This is a genomic window from Paraburkholderia sp. XV, assembly GCF_020177535.1.
In the GTDB taxonomy this organism is placed as follows: domain Bacteria; phylum Pseudomonadota; class Gammaproteobacteria; order Burkholderiales; family Burkholderiaceae; genus Paraburkholderia; species Paraburkholderia caribensis.
The window spans coordinates 201,911-221,685 of record NZ_JAGUUD010000001.1 but is presented as its reverse complement, the minus strand read 5'-3'; the positions used below and the strand labels follow the sequence as shown (position 1 = coordinate 221,685).

18 protein-coding genes are annotated in these 19,775 nt (G+C 58.2%); 7 read left to right on the top strand and 11 right to left on the bottom strand.

The genetic code is table 11. The annotated features are described in order from the left end of the window. Positions 1-20: 20 nt before the first annotated feature. Positions 21-794: a cyclase family protein gene (locus KFO72_RS01155; protein WP_225031201.1), complete on the bottom strand. Its 774-nt coding sequence runs from the start codon at positions 792-794 to the stop codon at positions 21-23. A 225-nt stretch (positions 795-1,019) separates the two neighbouring features. Here KFO72_RS01155 and KFO72_RS01150 point away from each other — a divergent pair, with 225 nt between their 5' ends. After that, on the top strand, positions 1,020-1,670 hold the full coding sequence (locus KFO72_RS01150) for a TetR/AcrR family transcriptional regulator (RefSeq protein WP_225031200.1): 651 nt from the start codon (positions 1,020-1,022) through the stop codon (positions 1,668-1,670). Between the two features lie 319 nt (positions 1,671-1,989). Here the strand turns inward: KFO72_RS01150 and KFO72_RS01145 are convergent, their stop codons facing one another. Then, positions 1,990-2,880 carry a LysR family transcriptional regulator gene (locus tag KFO72_RS01145; protein ID WP_225031199.1) on the bottom strand — a complete coding sequence of 297 codons (891 nt, stop codon included), beginning with the start codon at positions 2,878-2,880 and terminating at the stop codon, positions 1,990-1,992. Positions 2,881-3,004: 124 nt separating this feature from the next. On the opposite strand from KFO72_RS01145, the gene KFO72_RS01140 reads away from it, so the two are divergent. The 3 genes from KFO72_RS01140 (at position 3,005) to KFO72_RS01130 (ending at position 5,776) form a co-directional block, all read left to right on the top strand. After that, complete coding sequence (locus tag KFO72_RS01140) at positions 3,005-3,874, top strand: NmrA/HSCARG family protein (protein WP_225031198.1); 870 nt, start codon at positions 3,005-3,007, stop codon at positions 3,872-3,874. 39 nt (positions 3,875-3,913) lie between these two features. Further along, positions 3,914-4,402, top strand: coding sequence for an AtaL-like protein (locus tag KFO72_RS01135; RefSeq protein WP_225031197.1), 489 nt, complete (start codon positions 3,914-3,916; stop codon positions 4,400-4,402). 456 nt (positions 4,403-4,858) lie between these two features. Next, positions 4,859-5,776: an AraC family transcriptional regulator gene (locus KFO72_RS01130; protein WP_225031196.1), complete on the top strand. Its 918-nt coding sequence runs from the start codon at positions 4,859-4,861 to the stop codon at positions 5,774-5,776. A 94-nt stretch (positions 5,777-5,870) separates the two neighbouring features. Here the strand turns inward: KFO72_RS01130 and KFO72_RS01125 are convergent, their stop codons facing one another. From KFO72_RS01125 to KFO72_RS01105, 5 genes are all read right to left on the bottom strand, one after another. Then, positions 5,871-7,082, bottom strand: coding sequence for an MFS transporter (locus KFO72_RS01125; RefSeq protein WP_225031195.1), 1,212 nt, complete (start codon positions 7,080-7,082; stop codon positions 5,871-5,873). A gap of 137 nt (positions 7,083-7,219) precedes the next feature. After that, positions 7,220-8,146: an alpha/beta fold hydrolase gene (locus KFO72_RS01120; RefSeq protein WP_225031194.1), complete on the bottom strand. Its 927-nt coding sequence runs from the start codon at positions 8,144-8,146 to the stop codon at positions 7,220-7,222. 279 nt (positions 8,147-8,425) lie between these two features. Then, positions 8,426-8,869, bottom strand: coding sequence for a nuclear transport factor 2 family protein (locus KFO72_RS01115; protein WP_225031193.1), 444 nt, complete (start codon positions 8,867-8,869; stop codon positions 8,426-8,428). 111 nt (positions 8,870-8,980) lie between these two features. After that, entirely contained in the window at positions 8,981-9,139 is a 159-nt protein-coding gene (locus KFO72_RS01110; RefSeq protein ID WP_225031192.1) for a XapX domain-containing protein, read from the bottom strand. Continuing rightward, a complete protein-coding gene (locus KFO72_RS01105; RefSeq protein WP_225031191.1) occupies positions 9,136-9,714 on the bottom strand; it encodes an NADPH-dependent FMN reductase in 579 nt (192 codons plus the stop codon). The genes KFO72_RS01110 and KFO72_RS01105 overlap by 4 nt, the downstream gene beginning before the upstream one ends. A gap of 114 nt (positions 9,715-9,828) precedes the next feature. Here KFO72_RS01105 and KFO72_RS01100 point away from each other — a divergent pair, with 114 nt between their 5' ends. Beyond that, complete coding sequence (locus KFO72_RS01100) at positions 9,829-10,593, top strand: AraC family transcriptional regulator (RefSeq protein ID WP_225031190.1); 765 nt, start codon at positions 9,829-9,831, stop codon at positions 10,591-10,593. 587 nt (positions 10,594-11,180) lie between these two features. On the opposite strand, the gene KFO72_RS01095 is transcribed toward KFO72_RS01100, so the two are convergent. Continuing rightward, positions 11,181-11,993 carry an IS5 family transposase gene (locus KFO72_RS01095; protein WP_225031189.1) on the bottom strand — a complete coding sequence of 271 codons (813 nt, stop codon included), beginning with the start codon at positions 11,991-11,993 and terminating at the stop codon, positions 11,181-11,183. Between the two features lie 46 nt (positions 11,994-12,039). Then, complete coding sequence (locus KFO72_RS01090; protein WP_225031188.1) at positions 12,040-12,945, bottom strand: LysR family transcriptional regulator; 906 nt, start codon at positions 12,943-12,945, stop codon at positions 12,040-12,042. Between the two features lie 102 nt (positions 12,946-13,047). Between KFO72_RS01090 and budA the strand changes: the two genes are divergently transcribed. Together budA and alsS are read left to right on the top strand one after the other, a co-directional pair. After that, positions 13,048-13,827: an acetolactate decarboxylase gene (gene budA, locus KFO72_RS01085; RefSeq protein WP_225031187.1), complete on the top strand. Its 780-nt coding sequence runs from the start codon at positions 13,048-13,050 to the stop codon at positions 13,825-13,827. A gap of 34 nt (positions 13,828-13,861) precedes the next feature. Next, positions 13,862-15,538: an acetolactate synthase AlsS gene (gene alsS, locus KFO72_RS01080; RefSeq protein WP_225031186.1), complete on the top strand. Its 1,677-nt coding sequence runs from the start codon at positions 13,862-13,864 to the stop codon at positions 15,536-15,538. Positions 15,539-15,753: 215 nt separating this feature from the next. On the opposite strand, the gene mdeB is transcribed toward alsS, so the two are convergent. Next, positions 15,754-18,468, bottom strand: a complete 2,715-nt coding sequence (gene mdeB / locus KFO72_RS01075) for an alpha-ketoglutarate dehydrogenase (protein ID WP_225031185.1) — start codon at positions 18,466-18,468, stop codon at positions 15,754-15,756. A gap of 292 nt (positions 18,469-18,760) precedes the next feature. Beyond that, positions 18,761-19,744 (bottom strand): YncE family protein, encoded by a 984-nt coding sequence (locus KFO72_RS01070; protein ID WP_225031184.1) that lies wholly within the window; start codon positions 19,742-19,744, stop codon positions 18,761-18,763. Between the last annotated feature and the right edge of the window lie 31 nt (positions 19,745-19,775).

The window sequence follows — 19,775 nt, the reverse complement described above, 5'->3', positions numbered from 1 at the left end:
CTGCCGGTAGGTGGTGCCGTTCAGTCGAGAATCGCTACAGCACGCGTCCAGCCTGCGGATGCACCTTTTATCTTCACGGGGAAGCAGCAGACCTGGAAGCCGGTGGAAGGCAGCTTTTCGAGGTGCAGCAGCTTCTCCAGGTGGCAATAGCCGATTTCCATGCTGGCCCGGTGCCCTTCCCAGACGATCGACGGATCCCCCGTTTCTGCGAATCGACGCGCCATATGCGAGAACGGGGCATCCCATCCCCAGGCGTCGATGCCAGTAAGGCGCACGCCACGTTTCAAGAGATAAAGCGTTGCCTCTCGTCCCATGCCAATGCCAGCGTGGATATAGTCCGGGTGGCCATAAAGGGTGCTGGCGCGCGTATTTACCAACACGATGTCCAGCGGCTGAAGGTCGTGCCCAATGCGGGCGAGTTCCGCTTCAACTTCAGCAGCCGTGACAACGTGACCATCCGGGAAATGTCTGAAATCGAGCTTCACCCCACGCTGAAAACACCATTCGAGCGGCACTTCGTCGATTGTGATCGCTCGCTCGCCATTGTTCATTGTGGAGTGGTGGTGGTACGGCGCATCTAGATGGGTCCCGCTATGCGTGCGCAGCGTCACCGTCTCGTTTCCCCAACCCTCGCCCCCGGGCAGCTGATCAATCGTCAGGCCGGGAAAGAATTTGAAGATTTCAGCGGTATTGCCCGCTGGTGACTGGTAATCGATGTGCGGACCGAATCCTGGCTGGTCCAGAGGTGTTTCGTTGTCCAAAGCAAGGGAAATGTCGACAATGCGTCGAGTCATCGCGTGTCTCCGTCTATATGGTCAGGTGAGAACATAGCGTAGGCCGTTGCTCGGCGACGTGGGACTCGGTGCGAAATATCGAGCCTCCTCTGTCCTAATCGCTTGCGCGGAACCAGCTTGTTGAGCACAATCCTAATAACGCAGAGTGCATCCGTCAAGGTTTATTTTATACTTGCTCAACAACGGTAGACGATCGCGATGAGAGAGATGGCAAAGGGAAAAAGCATGGAATCCAAAGTAAATGCGGTCGCCGTGACGCGAAATCAGCCGGTGCGGCGGCGCCTCGCACCAGAGGCACGAGCGCGCATGATTCTTGAAGGCGCGATCACTTTCTTCGCGGAGAAGGGATTTGAGGGGCAGATCCGAGACCTTGCCGAAACGCTCGGAGTCTCCCAGGCGCTGATCTTCACCTACTTCGGCAACAAGGGGACGTTGCTAGAGCAGGTCTATGACGAGGTTTATCTGTCCCGATGGCGCGACACCTGGCTCGACGACCTTCGAGACCGGGCGCGTCCTCTTGGGGAACGACTCGAAGCGTTCTATCTCAGCTATCTCGACGCCATCGACGAGCCGATCTGGATCCGGATCGTGCTGCATTCCGGCCTCGCGAGCAATGAGTTGACCCATCGCTACGTGTCGCGCCGCGTTGAACTGATTCTGCAGGTCCTCATGGCCGAGGTTCGACACCACTTTGGTTCGGGCCTTGCCACGATGGACGACGCTGATCTTTACGAACGGGTCTGGGATCTACAGGCCTCGTTCATTTACGGACTGATACGCAAACATGTTTGGCAACTGCCGGTCATGGTAGACCGCCCGCGTTTGGTCGCAGGACGTATTTCGCAATTTCTTCGCGGCCTAGCCGCGCAAGCGTGAGGTGCAATCGCGTGACGTCAACGGACGGGGAGATTCTGTCGATGTTCAGAACCGACAATGACATTTTCGGTCCCCTTCGCCAGCGCAGTCGGCACGGCTGCAGGGGACGCTGAAAACACGGCAGACTAAATTGTGGTCGGCTATCTATGCGTTTCCATTCGAGTAAAGACGTTAGATACGCCATTTGCCTGTCCGTCTCAACTGCACTTGCGTTGCGTTTGCCCCTCGCTACGGCACACAGATCCAGCGTCATCTCGCGAAATTTCTCTGGCATATCATTTTACAGAGAGGCGTTAAGTCGTCGGGGCGGGCCTGAGCGTCACACCACGTAAGCAGCCAGTTCGTCAGGCGATCCCATAGGAAAGGCCTCCTTCAGATAGTCGAGGAAGGCGGACACACGCGCACTCAACAGCCGCCGCGAAGGATAAAGCGTCCACAACGCAATCTCCGGCCCATCGGCGTCGCCCCAACGCACCAGCGTACCGGCAGCCAGATCCCGGCTCACCAGCGACACGGGAAGGCAGCCGGCGCCGACGCCGATCCGGACGGCATCACGAACCATGACGAGCGACGACAGACAAAGGACGGGATCAATGGCAACGCTGCTTTTACCCGTTGGCGTCTTCACATCCCAGGCCGCAACCCCGTAGCCTGCCTCGCGCACGACGGCGGGAACAGCGACGTTGCCCGCGGGCCGGATCAGGCCAGGGTTCGCCACAACCACCAGCCGGTCGCGCAGAAAAATCCGCCCGATCAGACCTTCATCCGGATCCGGATTGACACGGATGACGAGGTCATAGCCTTCGTCGATCATGTCGACGCCGCGGTCTTCCGCCGTGACTTCGAGCCGCACTTCGGGATATTTCAGCGCGAACCCGGCGGCCAGCTTTCCCATTGCGATCTGCGAGAACAGCAGCGGCGCGCTGATCCGCAACCTGCCGCGCGGCCTGTCCCCGCCCGATGCGATTGCCGCCGCCGTCTCGTCGATCTCGGTGAGCAACGCCCCGGTTCGCTCATGGAGCGCCCGGCCCTCCTGCGTGAGCTTCAGTACCCGCACGCCACGTTCGAACAGCCGCAGACCCAGACTGCCTTCCAGTTCGGCGACACGGCGTGAAAGGGTCGCTTTGGGACGGCCTGTGGCGCGCGCTGCGCGCCCGAACCCGCCATACCGGGCGACGAGATTGAAATCAGCGAGGGCAAGCAGATCCATGGTGTTTCATAGGTGAGACGGCGTGTCCAAATATAGCAGCTTTCGGATCATGGATGGGATGGCTAGGATATGACCTGTGAGCTGACATCAGCCTCAATCTCAACCTTGATCTGGAGTGAAAACCATGACCATCCTCGTTACTGGCGCGACGGGTACCGTCGGCCGCCAGGTCGTCGAGCAACTCGTCAAACGCGGCGCCGAAGTACGCGCTCTCGTGCGTGATCCCGCGAAGGCCGACTTCCCGGCAGGTGTGACCGCCGCACAGGGCGACCTGCTCGATCCCGACTCGCTGCGCCGCGCACTCTCAGGCGTTTCCGCGCTGTTCCTGCTCAACGCGGTCGTGCCCGACGAGTTCACCCAGGCGCTGATCGCACTTAACGTCGCGAAAGACGCAGGCGTTGGGCAGATTGTCTATTTGTCCGTCATTCACAGCGACGTCTATGTGAACGTGCCGCATTTCGCGGGCAAGTTCGGCGTCGAGAGGATGATCGAGCAGATGGACGTCAGCGCCACCATCCTGCGTCCCGCCTACTTCATGAACAACGACCTGACGATCAAGGACGTCATACTCGAACACGGTGTCTACCCGATGCCGATTGGCGGCAAGGGGCTTGCCATGATCGATGCGCGTGATATCGGCGAGATCGCGGCGATCGAACTGCTTCGCCGCAATGAGGCCAGTGGGGCAAACCACGTGGAGCGGATCAATCTCGTCGGTCCCGACACGCTGACGGGCGCGGACGTCGCCGCGATTTGGTCGGAGGTACTGGCTCGCCCGATCGCTTATGGCGGCCATGACACGGGCGCCTTCGAGCAAAACCTCCGCCACTTCATGCCCGGCTGGATGGCATACGACATGCGCCTGATGAGCGAACGCTTTCTCAGCGACGGCATGGTCCCTGCCGCCGGCGACGTCGAGCGCCTGACAGCATCGCTTGGACGGCCGCTGCGCTCGTACCGTCAGTTCGCTGCTGAAATCGCCGCTTCCGCCTGAAGCGGCGGCCAGTCACCTCAACTCAGAAGGAGTTCCGTCATGATCTATTCGACCGCTACTGTTCCCGTCAATCCGGATGGCGAGAGCCCGCTGACCCGTGCCCAGGCGTGGGCCGGTCTCGTGCTCAAGGCTCGCGATGCCCGTTTGTTCCTGCCGCCTGGCCTCTGCACGCGATGCGATGTCGTGGAGGAAAGCGCGACCCACATCGTGCGCGAAGCCACCATAGGTGGCAACGACCTGCGTGAAATCATCAGCTTCGAGCAGGAGAAGAAGGTGACCTTCTTCCAGTCCACTGGCCCGCGAGAAGGCGCGATTCTCAACGAACTGTTTGAGGACGAGGATGGCGCGCTGCAGCTCAGGTTCTATTGCTATCTCGGTCTGCGCGACAAGCAGCCGGGCGGCCCGGATGAAATGGCCGAACAGGCGGGACGGCGACCAAGGCTACAGAAGCGCGTTGCTGTCGACGCTGAAACGGACTCGCGAATTGCTCGTAGAGGACAAGCTTTGATTTCTCACGCGGCGGCTTAGGATGGCTGGCCAACGTTCGTTGACTTGGCCGGCTAGGCTCCATTCGCGGGACCTCGCTCGCCAACTCCCCGCGCTCCGGGCGATTGGCCGCGTTCACGGCATAGCCAGACTTGCGGCATGCATGATGCCGAGCGGTTCGCACATGTTCGTCCGATCGAACACATTCGATAGATGTCCGCTTCGTCGCTTTCGCTGAAGGCACCGATGTAATCTCGAGTTGGCCAATACGCTTGTTGTACGCTTCTGATTCGGATGAGCGCTTCACATTAAAGACCGTGCCGCCGCAGCACCGCTTCGATGTCTTGCTGGAGTTTGCCGGCCGGTACGGGGTCTCCAGTGCCGACGATCCAGACAGTCTGCGATTGCACGCGACCAATCAACTACGCGTTGGTGAAAGGCCCTATTCAGGGAAGCCCTCGATAGAATTACTATAAACTGGTGATGAAGGAGTTTTCGATGAGCGCAAGCGCAATCCACACTTTCACGCTGGCCGAAAAACGCTTTTGCTGGAATGGAATCGGCATACGTACCACGGAAGCTGGCGCCGAAGGAGACATGGCACCTCATCGGCATAACTTTTTTCAGATTTTTTTCGTCGCTTCGGGCCATGCGACCCACGAAATCGCCGGTGAGGTCACGCCGGCCAGCGCCGGTCGGATATTTTTCGTTAGTCCATTTACCGTCCATCGAGTAAGTTTTCCTGCAGATGCGAAGTGCTACGTCCTCTATCTGGATGCCAGCTACCTGCAGAAATCGATACTCGTGCCCAGTCTCGCAGCCGATGATCCGAGCACCTACTCGGTAGCTGAAATGCTGCCATTCCTGAACCATACCGCCAACGGTTATCAACTCCGCGACAATGCGGCAGACGATGTTTTGTCCCGCTGTAACCGTATCTTGGCTGCATGCAACCGGCGGGGAATATTTGATGAAGCTGAGATCCGCAGCGAGCTAACCTTACTGATGATTGCCGTCGCACGCGAGCAGTTCGGAGAAGCGAGGCTTACACCCACGGATCGCGCGGTAGCATCAACGCACAGTCGTCACGTTCGCGCAGCGCTCAGGTTCCTCAAAGTGAATTTTCATCGCCCCGTTTGTCTGGAAGAACTCGCAGACGAAGTTCACTTGACAGAAACCTACCTGACTCATCTTCTAAAACTCGAAACCGGGAAATCATTCAAACCGCTGCTAGAGCAATTTCGGCTGGAACATGCGAAAAATTTGCTCTCTTATTCCGACCTACCCCTGAAGAACATAGCGTTCGCGTCCGGTTTCCTCGACCAGGCTCACTTTGGCAAGCGCTTCAAGGCATACACACAGGAAACGCCTGCCCAGTTCCGCAGACGCGGTTACATTGCTCGCAAAGCGGCTTGATGCCTGCGGGACTGAATTGCGTCGATCTGGTGCAACACCCATTCAAGACGACGCCAATCTGGGCGCACAATCAAACCATTCCCCTTTCTCGGGATTAGTCGCGTACGCGTGAGTCCCAACTTTCCGTCAGGTAGCAGGCGATGGCAAGGAGAGGCAACGCGATCGCGACACGCATCGTGAGGCCCCATCCGCCATGGGCATATGCCCAGCCGCCTAGCGCGGAACACAGCGCGCCGCCGGAGAAGAAGATTGCCATATACAGGCCATTGAGCCGGCTTCGGATGTCGGCGCCCAGCAAAAACATCGCGCGCTGACCGAGCACGAAGTGGGCGGCGACGCCAGTATCGACCAGGATAGCGGCAACCAGTAGCATTACCAGTCCCACCGGCGATCCATACGGCGCATTCGCGCCAATTACCAGGGCGGCGGCAACCGTAATCATCGACAAGAACGTAGCAGCCGTGGTCCAGCCACGATCGGCAGCGCGTCCGGCAAAGGGCGCGGACACGGCACCCGCCACACCTACCAACGCGAATAACGCAATACCTTTTTGTGACAGATGGTACCGGTCAGTCAATACGAGCGGTACAACAGTCCAGTATAGGCTGAACGTACCGAACAGGAACGCGTGATACAGGGAGCGTCGCTGCAGCACGCGGTTATCGCGCAACAGATGAAACATGGAAGTGAGCAGCGTGTGATACCGCAGACGCCCAGACGGATGTCGGGCCGGTAAGACGATGGCCAGGAACACGGTGAGACATGCGATCAGAGCAGACGACATCATGAACACCGCACGCCAGGATAGAAGATCCGCGACTAGGCTGGAGACCGGCCGCGCGAGCATGATCCCCAGCATCAGGCCGCTCATGACGTTGCCGACCACGCGCCCCCGCATGTCTTGGGAGACCAGATGCGCCGCGTAGGGGACGAGTACCTGTACCGCTACTGAGCCGAAACCGATCAATAGCGCGGCGGCCAAAAACATCGAGGGCCACCTGCTAACGGAAGCGCCCAGCAACGCCAGCACTGCGACGCTCAAAATGGTGGTTACAAGCCGACGGTTCTCGATCAGATCGCCCAGCGGGACAACGAACAATAGCCCAAGGCCATATCCGAGTTGTGACATCGTCACAATCAGCCCGGCGGCCCGCGACGACAGCCCGAGGGACGCGCTGATTGGGCCGATCAGCGGTTGTGCATAGTAGAGATTCGCGCCGATGAGCCCGCAGGCTGCGGCGAGAAGAACGACAAGCCAGCGCGGTGCGGCCTCAGTGAGGGGCAAATTGGTAAATGTACTGGGCATATCAAAGCAGCTTCCGGGAAACAGGCGCTCCGTGCGCCTCATACAACAGATTGATGGAGCGCAAACCGCGCCTTGGATGACGTTGATTCTCTATACCTTTTGGTACTCAGTCGGAATCCGAAACGGCACCCGGTCGACTAGCAGAAGAACTGCATTAGTTCCTGCGCCAATGCGACTGGCTGCTCTTCAGGGATGAAGTGCCCACTATGTCGAATTGTGACGCCTTTAACATCGTCCGCAAAAGCTCTTAGCGGACCTGCCATGTCTGGAATCGATCCCTGATCAGCACTGACTGCGAGCACGGGCATTTTTAGCATCCCGCGCTCCTTCAATATACGATTCTGAGCGGCAGACCTTGAAACAGCGCGATAAAACGCCAAGCCAGCTCGCAATCCTCCGTCCTTGATGAATATGCGCTGGTACTCGGCGATGTCCGCATCGGAAAAGGACTCCGGATTCGCTGCCTTACGGCGCAAGAACCAGTCGAGATAAGCGCGCTCCCTTCCACTGATCAGAACTTCGGGCAAGTCCGCAACCATATGAAATGCGAAATGCCACGTACGCCAGGCTTTATCGGGCGCGACCGGCAATGCGTCGGGCAAGGTGATGCCCGGAATACCCGCGTCAAGCAATGCCAGCCGCTTGACTGAGTCTGCGAACATGGCGGCAAACGGAAAGGCCACCCATGCGCCCACGTCGTGCGCTGCCAGATAGAAGCGGTCGATGTCGCGCTGCTGGAGGAATTTGCCAAGTAACGTAGCTATCGTTTGGGTATCGTAGCCTTCCAGAGGTCGATCAGAATCCCCTTGTCCTGGAAGATCGGGCGCGACGATCCGGTAGCGGTCGCCCAGAACCGACATGACCTTTCGCCATGCGTACCAGCTCTCAGGATATCCGGCGAGCAGAACTACAGTTTCTCCGTCTCTACATCCGCCTTCGACATAGTGGAGCCGTATGCCATCAACCGTTTCGAACCGATGCTCAAAGCCCTTCAGGCTCGAATCTTCACGCGCGTAGGGGGCGTAATCTGTTCGCAATGGTGTAGATGTGTCTTGCGTGTTCATAAATCTGATTCCTTAAGGGAAAGCCCGTTCAAAACTGCCGCAAAAACGCCTAAACACGCGGCGAATGCAGATGATCAGATCGAACATGATTTGGACTATTCGTTTCATATTTGGCGAAAAAATTTACTTAAGCAATAGCATCCGCCTCATCGACTATCGCCATCATCTAGGCGCGACCTTGCCCTGATTCCGAACCACTCTTATGCCCTGTAACATCGCAACCAAGCAGCGCGCCGTGGACTCAGCTTCACATAAAAGCGCAATACCGCACGAACTCTGTCACACCCGCGTCTTTCTTCTCGAGCGACGTATACCAGGTGCTGCGGGCTCACCCATAGCCACCGAATGTACCGTCCGCAATCGCCATCGACCGTCGCGGTGCATCCATATGGCGAATGCTCGACTCTTGAACGTGGACTTCTCGCCGCGCGCGATTAAATCGATCGTCAGCGTCGCAAATACCAGCGCTACGTCGCCAACCACCCGAATTACAGGCTCAGCACTCTCGAAGCCGCTTCGCTTCACATGTTGATAATCCCAATGTCCCGTGCGTATTCCACCCATGCATGTTGACTTGGTATCGACCACACCGCTGGAATGCACGTACATCAGTTCATCGTCGAGCAGCACCTCCAGCGCGTCGAAATCCTTCCGCACCATTGCAATGTAACGACGATTGTCAAGTTCGCGGATGATTTGCTCCGTCGCGAAGTTTCTTGTCATCTCAATCCTAATTGACCATGCGATAGAACAATTGCTCGCAGTCAAAATGCCGTGTCGGCCATGCGTACTCCCGAACACGACACAAGAAAGCGCCCGTGTAACCAGGTTGATTCACGATATCAATGTGTGAAATAGCACGCTACCGAGGAACACACCAAATGCACCAAGGATGCCCGTCAGCGTTGGCGGTGCTGGTAATGGCAACCGCAGCCATGAGAACAGAATCCCCACAGCAAAACCTGCGCTCAAAGCAAGCAGATGCTGTGTCATGCGACAACTCCAACATCAATCGCAACGCTCTGCGTAACAACAGCAAGGAACTGCTCCAGCGACTTGTTGATAAACGAAATCGTCGCAGGGTCAGTAAGAACACCGTCCTGGACTTTTGTCCCGATATAAGTAATCGCGATTTCGGGTAAAGCCACGAGTTGGCACAGCATCGAAGCAAGTGTTTCGCGCAGTTGGTATTGCGCGCGGACGCCCCCGAGTCCACCCGGCGAAAGCGTGACGAAGAACACAGGCTTACCGAGCATGCAACTGTCGAAAGCAGGTCGCGACAGCCAATCGAGCATGTTTTTCAGCACCCCTGGCAACCCGTGATTGAATTCGGGCGTCACGATGACAATCGCGTCGGAAGCGACCACGTTCGCCCGCGCCTGCTCGACCGACCGAGGCACTCGGGCATGTTCAAAGTCCTCGTTGTAGTGTGGCAATGTACCCATGTTGAGTCGGTCGATTTTGGTGCCCATCGGCAACAAACTCGCTATGGCGTCGAGCACAATCTGCGAGTACGAGCCTGAGCGCAGGCTCGCCGCGATGCCGACAATCTTGAGGGAAGGACTCATTGCAACCTCCGGGGCGAGTTGGCCAATCCCAACGATCGACCGGTATGCTGTATTATCAAAGCAATAGCTCCCTCAATCTTTCGCCAACCTGCCAATCTCTGTTGCCCAAATGCCATGATGAACAGCGGCATCGAAGCCTCAGCCGTTAACCACCCAGCGGGCGCCGAATTAGCGCGTCACGTCCACGATCGAGGCCAGCTGTCCGTCCTTTTACGTGGAACACTAGAGATTTCGAGTGAGGAAGGATGGTGGGTCGCCCCGCCCGGCTTGGCCATCTGGGTTCCACCAAATGTCATGCACGGGGCGCGCTACAGCGAATCATCGTCAGTGCTCAATCTGCGGTTTGGCGAGGAATTCACGGCGTCTCTGCCCGTCGGTTGCGACTGCGTCGTGGTCACCGATCTGCTACGTGCGCTTGCCTTCGAGGCGGTGCGACTGATCGGATCAAACACACAGACTGAGGACATTGAGCTTGTTGTCAGACTGATGGTCCTGCAGATCAGACAACCGCAGCGAGGTCCCGGGCTTTTTCTCCCTCACGGCCGTGACCGACGATTGCGGCAGGCTACCTCACTGCTACGCGCGGACCCGGCAAGCAACGTTCCTTTGGACGAACTCGCAACGCGGGTGCATACAAGCGCCCGCACGCTTGCGCGTCTGTTCGTCAATGAGACCGGCATGCCGTTTACCCGGTGGCGTGAACATTTGCGCGTCATTTGCGCGGTCGAGTATCTCGCGCGAGGACAATCTATTATTCAGACAGCACTTGCGCTCGGGTACAAAAACACAAGCAGTTTTACGACACTTTTTACGCGCCTTGTAGGATCGCCGCCGCGCCGCTACATGGATCAATTGCGGCAGCGCCAGACAGATACATGATGAGCCAGCCAATTTTTCGATCTCACGATAGCTCATAGAGAATGAGTACCCTATTGCCGCGTTGGCGACAGGCCTTTAAGCCCGCACTGTGAACAGCCGACCCTTCCGCTTGCACCAAAGCCCTCCTCAGACGCTTTCCCCTCCGACCAGCCACAATTGAATCGACGGCGTCCGACCTTGCGGCGACCGGTTGTGGCACAGTGCCGCGGTTGGTACGGCCCTCTCCTGCTGGCACCCAGCGATACCGCCCCACGCGTCCACTGTCAGTCGTCGCCGCTCCGATTGCTCGCGACAACGGTGAGCCGCCCCTGTCTGCTACGCAGCTTAAACCAAGGCTTCTTCTGCAAGCAAATGGGCTAGTTCGTGTGAGCACCCAACTGCGGAACATCGAGCGGAAACCGTGCTGATGATTCCGTGTCGCGACATACGTTTCGGTGGGCCGAAGCGATATCAGAGCACAAAGTGATGTCTAACGCTCTTATACGCAGAGAAGAGCGTCATCTCAAAGCGCGATACTCACGACCATTCAACACAAGGCTACCGTCTACGCGTCAATGGATAATCGGACTCCCGTCGTCTAGACCGTGTTATGAACTTTGAAGTACTGGCACTGCATGCACGAGCATAAGCATCGCGAAGACTACGAAATGAAGTCCGGCAAGAGTTTCAGGTAAGCGCTCATAGTCTCGCGTGAGGCGGCCAAAGCGGTTGAGCCAGCCAAAGCTGCGCTCGACCACCCATCGCCTGGGCAGCAGCACAAAACCTTTCTTTGCCTCCCGCAGTTTGATGACCTGCAGATCGATGCCTTCATTGCTGGCGGCCCGTGCAGCGTCTTCACCTGTGTATCCTTGATCCGCGAAGGCTACCTTGACCGTTTCTCCCGTGATTTCCTGCACCTGTCGCGCGAGCTCTGCCACCTGCGCGCGCTCCTGCTCGTTGGCGGGCGTTACGTGCACCGCGAGCAAATGCCCCAGCGTGTCGACTGCAATATGGACCTTGCTGCCACGCTTGCGCTTGTACCCGTCATAGCCCGCGCGCGGACCGCTTTCGCAGGTGGACTGCATTGTCCGGCCATCCAGAATCACGGCGCTGGGCTGGCCCCGCCGTCCTTGCGCTACACGGATGATCGAGCGCAAATCGCAGACCATGTTCTCAAAGCAGCCTGCCTGCAGCCATCGCTGGGTCTGCTGGTACACCAGTTCCCACGGAGGAAAGTTGTTGGGCATCATTCTCCATGGCGCACCAGCACGCACGATCCAGCGCAACGCGTTAAACACTTCTCGCAGTTCGTACTTGCGCTGCGCTGCCGCTTCATCCATCAGCGTCAGATACGGCGCCGCGAAGCTCCACTCTTCGTCGGATACGTCTGTCGGATAGGGTTTGCGTTTTTCTCTTGTCATCCCTCCAGGGTACCAGGTTCTACAAAGAATTCCTAACAAGGTCTAGCTAATCCGTGGAAGCGAGATGAACGAAGTCCTCTAGGAAGGTCGCGACAAAGCGCATCACGAGCGGCGGCAGGCTTTGCGAGCGAATGGCAAGCGCTAGGTCCGCAGTCGGAGCGAAGGACGCTATCTGGTGAAAGCTCACGCCTTCGGTATGAATCTGCGTAAGCGACTTAGGCACGATCGAAAATCCGAGGCCGGCGGCGACCATCGGCACCATCGCGGCGATCTGTGGTGCCTCCTGGTCGATGATGGGCGTAAAGCCAGATGTTTTGCATGCGGAGAGGATGGCATCGTGAAATCCGGGACCCAATGCACGAGGGAAAATAATCAGCGTCTCGTTCGCCAGTTCCGATAACTTGATCTTTTTGCGGCCCGAAAGCCGGTGGCCTGCCGGGAGCGCGATTCTCGTCGGCTCCGACACCAGAGGATAGACTCGCAAACCGTGTGGATCGGGCATGGGAGGTCGGATGATCGCCGCGTCTAGGATGCGCTCGCGCAATGCATCAGCGAGGGCGGGCGTATTGCTCTCTTCCATCGTGACCTTCGCACCGGGTAGCCGCTCACGAAAAATCTTGATAGTCGTCGGGACCGCGGGTAATAACGCGACTGCGCCGGCAAGACCGACACGCACCGTCCCACGGTCACCCCGCCTCAATCCGCGCGCGAGATCAACAAACTGACGCTGGAGATCCAGAATCGCGCGAGCCGGTTCCAGCAGCGCTTCACCTTCAGCCGTCAGTTGTACTCCGCGTGACATCCGCCGGAATAGCGGCACACCGAGTTCACGCTCGAACTGCTTGATCTGCATGCTCAGTGGCGGCTGCGCGATGCCGAGTTCTTCTGCGGCTCCGAGGATGCTCCCGCGTGCCGCCACAGTGCAGAAATAACGCAAATGCCGCAAATCCATATATACCTTCCATATATACAAAACGCCACGACTATATATTAGACGAGGGGTTAGGCGGGGGCTACTATTGCTTCAACTTAATCCCGCAGCAGGAACACAAACATGGAAACCGCTTTCGAAACCCAAACCTACGACACTCTACTGTCCGCAGAACAGGAAGGTCGCTATGGACTCGCATGCAACTGTCTTTTTCAGACATCCACCATGTCTGCCCTTATCGACGGTATTTACGATGGGCGACTGACCGTCGGAGAACTGCTTGAGCAGGGAGATTTCGGGTTAGGTACCTTCAACGCGCTAGATGGAGAAATGATCATCGATCGCTGCAAAGCCTACCGTCTTAGCGCGGCCGGCGACGCCTCTGCCGTGAAGCCGAACAGGCAGACTCCGTTCGCCTGTGTGACGCGTTTCGTACCCGATGCGCAGCACACATTAGACACGCGACTCGATAAGCCGTCGTTCGAAGGGGTCGTCGACGGAATCGTGCGCAACCCGAATTTACTCCTGGCAGTGCGCATCGAAGGAACGTTCGAACGTGTCTTTACTCGCACCGTCTCGTGTCAGAGCCGGCCATACCGCCCGATGCTAGAAGCCGTCGCCGCTCAAGCCACGCGAAAGCTGGAGAACGTGCGAGGCGTCATGCTCGGGTTCCGAACCCCAGAGTTCATGCACGGACTCAATGTTGGTGGCTGGCATCTGCACTTCATGACCGAGGATCGTACTCAAGGCGGCCATGTTATCGACTACGTCGTTACTCAGGGGCAGCTAGAGTACGCGCTTATCTCGGACGTCGAGATTCATCTACCGCGCACACCCGACTTTGCCCGTGCAGACCTTTCATCAGAACGCGTCGCTAGCGCGATCCGCCGTGCCGAAAGTTAAACATCAATTACCCGATTTTTAAAGGACTATTGTCATGAACTCAAACAAAACAGGTGCAAAGCTCATCGTTGAATCGCTCGAATCCATGGGAGTTACCCACGTATTCGGCATTCCGGGAGCAAAGATCGATTCCGTCTTTGACGCCCTTGAAGACTCTTCTATCGAGACGGTCGTATGCCGGCATGAACAGAACGCCGCATTCATCGCCGGGGGTATCGGCCGCATGACTGGGAAGGCCGGAGTTGCTCTGGTTACGTCCGGGCCGGGCGTGTCCAATCTGGTCACTGGGCTTGCGACAGCGACATCCGAAGGTGACCCCGTAATTGGTCTTGGCGGCGCAGTCAAGACGGGGGAGAGCCTCAAGCAAATCCATCAAACCATGGATTCCGTCGCACTCTGCAAGCCCGTCACCAAATACAGCGCAGCGGTCAGTCATCCCAGCCAGATTAGCGAAGTGATGGCAAACGCATTCCGTGCCGCTGAAACCGGTCGCCCCGGCGCAGCCTTCGTCAGCCTCCCGGCCGATGTCGTCACCGCACCGTCCGCATTCGAAGTCCTGCCGCGACCGCGCTTTTCCAATGATGGTCCTGCAGCCGCAGACAGCATTGAGGAAGCTGCTCGTCTTATTGCATCGTCCGCACGTCCGGTCGTGCTGCTCGGACTCATGGCAAGCAAGGCGTCATATGCGCCTGCCGTACGCGATTTCCTGAGTCAGACCGGTATTCCTGTAGTCGGTACGTTCCAGTCCGCTGGCGCGGTAAGCGAGCAATTGCTGGATCATTTCGGCGGCCGGGTTGGCCAGTTACCCAACCAGCTCGGTGATCGACTGATTGACGCATCAGATCTGGTTATCACGATCGGCTACGACCCCGTCGAATACTGGCCGGGACTGTGGAACACCGTCGGGCGCCGAAAAATCATCCACATCGACCACGAGCCAGCCGATCTCGATAACCACTACTGCCCGTCTGTGGAGCTGCTTGGGAACATCAACGCTACGCTTCGGGCGCTCGCGCCCCGTGTAGGAGCGCTCGTCCCGTCGCCGGAAATGGCGCAACTGCTCAAGTCAGTCGCGATTGCGCGGGAACAAATGAACACCCTCGCCGCCAGCCTGACCGGCAAGCGCGTACATCCCCTGAGAATCGTGCATGAAGTGCAGAAGATGATGACGACGGACGTCACGCTATGCCTCGATATGGGATCCTTCCATCTCTGGTTCGCCCGCCATCTCTACAGCTTCCGTGCTCGCCAGATGCTCATCAGCAATGGACAGCAGACGCTCGGCGTGGCTTTGCCTTGGGCTATTGCCGCTTCGCTCGTGCGTCCGTCCGAGAAGGTGTTATCCATCTCTGGAGATGGCGGTTTCCTCTTTTCGGCCATGGAACTGGAAACGGCCGTGCGCCTGAAGTCCAATATTGTTCACCTTGTGTTGATTGACGGTTCGTACGACATGGTCGCGGTACAAGAGGAAGCAAAATATAGGCGCAAATCCGGTGTGGAACTGGGTCCGGTCGATCCCGTAAAGTATGCCGAGGCGTTCGGCGCCACCGGGATGATGGTTCGCAACGGAGAAGAACTCGGTCCGGTTTTGCACCGCGCATTCGACATTGAAGGGCCTGTTTTGATCGGTATGCACGTCGACTACTCAGATAACCACAAGCTTTTTGACCCTAAGGCAGGCCGTCTCGAGATGTTGAAACACGCTGCGTAGCATCCTGCGATGCATGCGCTGCCCGGAGTTCCATAGCGCCGTCACCAAAACGCTGGGTGACGGCGCTGACTGTTCAACCCGCAGAAGTTGGTCGGCGACAGCGAACTGGCAGCGATCCGCTCGCGCGGACATGCGAGCGCGGTTAACAACAACGCGTTCCCTCGCGAATCAACTCTTATTGGGGCCAACGTCGCGCGACGAGACTTAGGATCGGTTCACCGCAGCCAGGGCGCAGCGTGCGCGACCTGCACCCTGCCGTATTTTGCCCGCGCAGCTTTCAGCACCGACCTGTCGATGATACCTTCGTCCACAAGCGATTTCAGCGCGGCAAGCACGATCGAAATGCGATCCACTTCGAAGAATTCGCGCAACGATTGACGTGTATCGCTCCGCCCGAAGCCATCTGTGCCGAGCGTGACGTAGCGATGCGGCACATACGCGCGGATCAGTTCCGGCACGGCGCGCACATAGTCCGTCGCGGCGATCACCGGACCGCGCGATACTTCCAGCGCACGCGTGACGAATGGCGCCGGGGCTTCGAGATCGCTCAGGCGCGCGAGACGTTCAGAGGCCGCGCCATCGCGATGCAGTTCCGTATAGCTGGTCACGCTCCACACGTCAGCGTCGATGTTCCAGTCGTCCTTCAGCATCGCGCGCGCGGCGATCGCTTCGTTCAGGATCGCGCCAGAGCCGAGCAATTGCACTTGCGCGCGGTCGCCCGGCCCGTCGCCGATGCGATAGATGCCGCGCAGGATGCCTTCGCGCGTGTTCGCGTCGAGTGAACCGTCGGGCGCGGACGGTTGCGCATAGTTCTCGTTGGTCAGGGTGACGTAGTAGAACACGTCGTTCTGACGCTGCATCATCTCCTGCATGCCTTCATCGACGATCGCTGCGACTTCGTACGCGAACGCGGGATCGTAGGCGCGGCAGTTCGGAATCGTCGATGCGCTCAGATGACTCGTGCCGTCCTGATGCTGCAGGCCTTCGCCGCCGAGCGTCGTGCGCCCCGCCGTCGCGCCGATGAGAAAGCCCCGTGAACGCTGATCCGCCGCCGCAAAGATCAGGTCGCCGATGCGCTGGAAGCCGAACATCGAGTAATAGATGTAGAACGGCAGCATCGGAAAATCGTGCACGCTGTAGGACGTTGCCGCCGCGATCCAGGACGACACCGCGCCCGCCTCCGAGATGCCTTCCTCGAGAATCTGCCCGCGGGTATCTTCGCGGTAATACAGCATCGAACCCATGTCTTCGGGCTCATATAACTGGCCGAGCGGCGAATAGATGCCGACCTGCCTGAACAGATTCGCCATGCCAAAGGTGCGTGCTTCGTCGGCGACCACTGGCACAACGCGCGGTCCGAGCGTCGCGTCCTTCAGCAGGCTGCCGAGCATGCGCACTAAGGCCATCGTCGTGGACATTTCCTTGCCTGCTGCGATCAGCGCGAACTGGCCCCACGACTCGAGCGCAGGCGGCGTGACGCCGTTCGACGCCTTCGCGCGGCGTCGCGGCAGATAGCCGCCCAGCGCCGCGCGCCGTTCGTGCAGATAACGCATTTCGGGCGCGTCGCTCGCGGGCTTGTAGAACTTCACCTGTTCGACGTCCTCATCCGACAGCGGCAGCCGGAAGCGATCGCGGAACGCCTTGAGATCGTCGAGATCAAGCTTCTTCTGCTGGTGTGTCGTCATTCGTCCCTGGCCCGCCGCGCCCATGCCGTAGCCTTTCATCGTCTTGGCGAGAATCACGGTCGGCTGCCCCTTGTGGGCGAGCGCCTTCGCGTAGGCAGCATGCAGCTTGCGGACATCGTGACCGCCGCGGCGCAGGCGGTCGATGTCTTCGTCCGACATATGCGCGACGAGCGCGGCCAGTTCCGGATTCTGCCCGAAGAAGCGTTCCCGGTTATACCGGCCGTCGTTGGCGGAGAAGGTCTGGAATTGTCCGTCGACGGTATGCGCGAATGCGCGCAGCAACGCGTTGGTGTCGTCGCGCGCGAACAGCTCGTCCCAGTCCGAGCCCCACAGCACCTTGATCACGTTCCAGCCTGCGCCCGTGAATTGCGCTTCGAGTTCATCGACGATGCGTCCGTTGCTACGCACGGGGCCGTCGAGCCGCTGCAGATTGCAGTTGATGACGAACACGAGATTGTCGAGCTGCTCGCGCGCGGCCAGTGACAGCGCGCCGATCGATTCGGGCTCGTCCATTTCACCGTCGCCAAAAAAGCCCCACACCTTGCGTTCTTCTGTGCGTTGCAGGCCGCGGTTCTGCAGATAGCGCATGAAACGCGCCTGATAGATCGAATTGATCGGACCAATGCCCATCGAGCCGGTCGGAAATTGCCAAAAATCGGGCATCAGCCAAGGATGCGGATACGAGCACAATCCCGGCCCCGCGATCTCGCGCCTATAGTGACGCAAATGCTCTTCGTCGAGGAAGCCTTCGAGGAACGCGCGCGCATACACGCCCGGCGAAGAATGCGGCTGAAAGTAAACGATATCGCCACCGTGCTCCGCGTTCGCCGCGCGAAAGAAATGATTGAAGCCGACTTCGAACAGATCCGCCGCAGACGCGTAACTTGCGATATGGCCGCCGAGTTCGCCGTAAGCGCGATTGGCTCGCACGACCATCGCAAGCGCATTCCAGCGCAGCACCGCAGCGAGTCTCTTCTCGATGTCTGGATTGCCCGGATAAGGCAACTGCTGCGCCACGGGAATCGTGTTCGCGTAGGGCGTCGCGCGCGCACGCGACGATTCGACACCCACCGACAACGCGTGCTCCGCGAGGCGGTCGAAGAGATATTGCGCGCGCTCGCGGCCAACATGCCCGACGACCCCATCGAGTGCCTCCAGCCATTCGGCAGTTTCATCAGGATCGGTATCCTCACGCCCCTTCGCGATAGAAAGCAGCTGGCGGGTTCCGCTCGATAAGTCCGTCATGATGTGAGTCTCCAATAAGTCCTGTGAATTGAATGAAGTAAATCCATTGATCCGAAGAGGCCGACGCGTTTTCCAACGAAGCGAACATTCTCGCAAGCATCGCGGCGATTCGGACACTACCTCGGATACCTTGCTAGAACGGTAGCAACTTAGGGCGTGCGCCGGGATTAGTCGATCCCTAAGTCGAAAACGTTCATGCATCCGGATGGCGGAATGTCCGGCCGCGGACCTACGTCGGCCCCATTTGAAGGCTAGAACCCTCACTGAAGAGAAATCGGACCGTGTCGGATAGCTAGAAAAACGACAATGCTTCAATGCCGATGCCTGCTGGCACAGTCCGCATAACTTCAGCCGTCTCGAGGTCGCATACCGACAGGCTTCCCCCGTTTTGATTGGCTATGACCACGGTGCGGCCGTCCGCGTGGAATGCCATATTCATCGGCCCTTCTCCCAGGTGTAACAGACGCTGGGTTCGAAGCGTTGAGTCAAAGATCGTAGCAAGCGGAGCATCGAAGCTAGTGACGACAAGATAGCGACCGTCGGAACTGAAGCGCGCGATCTGCGCAGATCGATCGTGCCCCTCGAGCGTAATGGTGCAAGCAACCTCATCAATGTCTGTCCGGACGACTAGAATCTCAGGAAGCTTCGCGTCGACCAGGACGATCGTTCTCCCGTCCGGCGACATACCGATTCCAGCAAGACCATTTGGCGCCGGAATCCTCTTGACACGTTTTCCTTCGCGCAGATCGATTACGCTGGCAAACGTATCCTCTTCGTTCTCCGAATACAATTTGAAACCGTCAGGCGTAATCTCAATACGGTGCGCCTTATCCGATCCGATTTCAATAACGTTAACTATCGTTCCGCGTTTGGCATCCATCTCAAGGATGACACCGCTGTTTTCGCAAACGCAGTACAATTGGCCACGAGGTCCCCAACGAAGTCCGTGCGGAGCAAGGTAGGGATAAGTACTGAAGTCACCGGCATGCCGCCTTTGTTCGAGATCGAAGACCGCAACCAGATGCCCCGGCCGAGGATTCTTGCCGTGAATTCCGTCGCCGTAAATCGGCACATACGCCATTTTCCGATCAGGAGAAACCGACACCTCGTGAACTCTTGGAGCGAAGCCATCCAGGGTTAGCGTCGTTTCATACGTGAGCGGATCAAGAAACAACACCCGGTTTCCAACCTTGTCGATCGCGATAAGGCCTCGGGTACCAGTCTGGAAATTTGCATCCGCCACGCTACTCTCCTGTTGATCGTCCGCAACTTGCATCGAGAACTCCGATAAAGCATTGATCGGACCG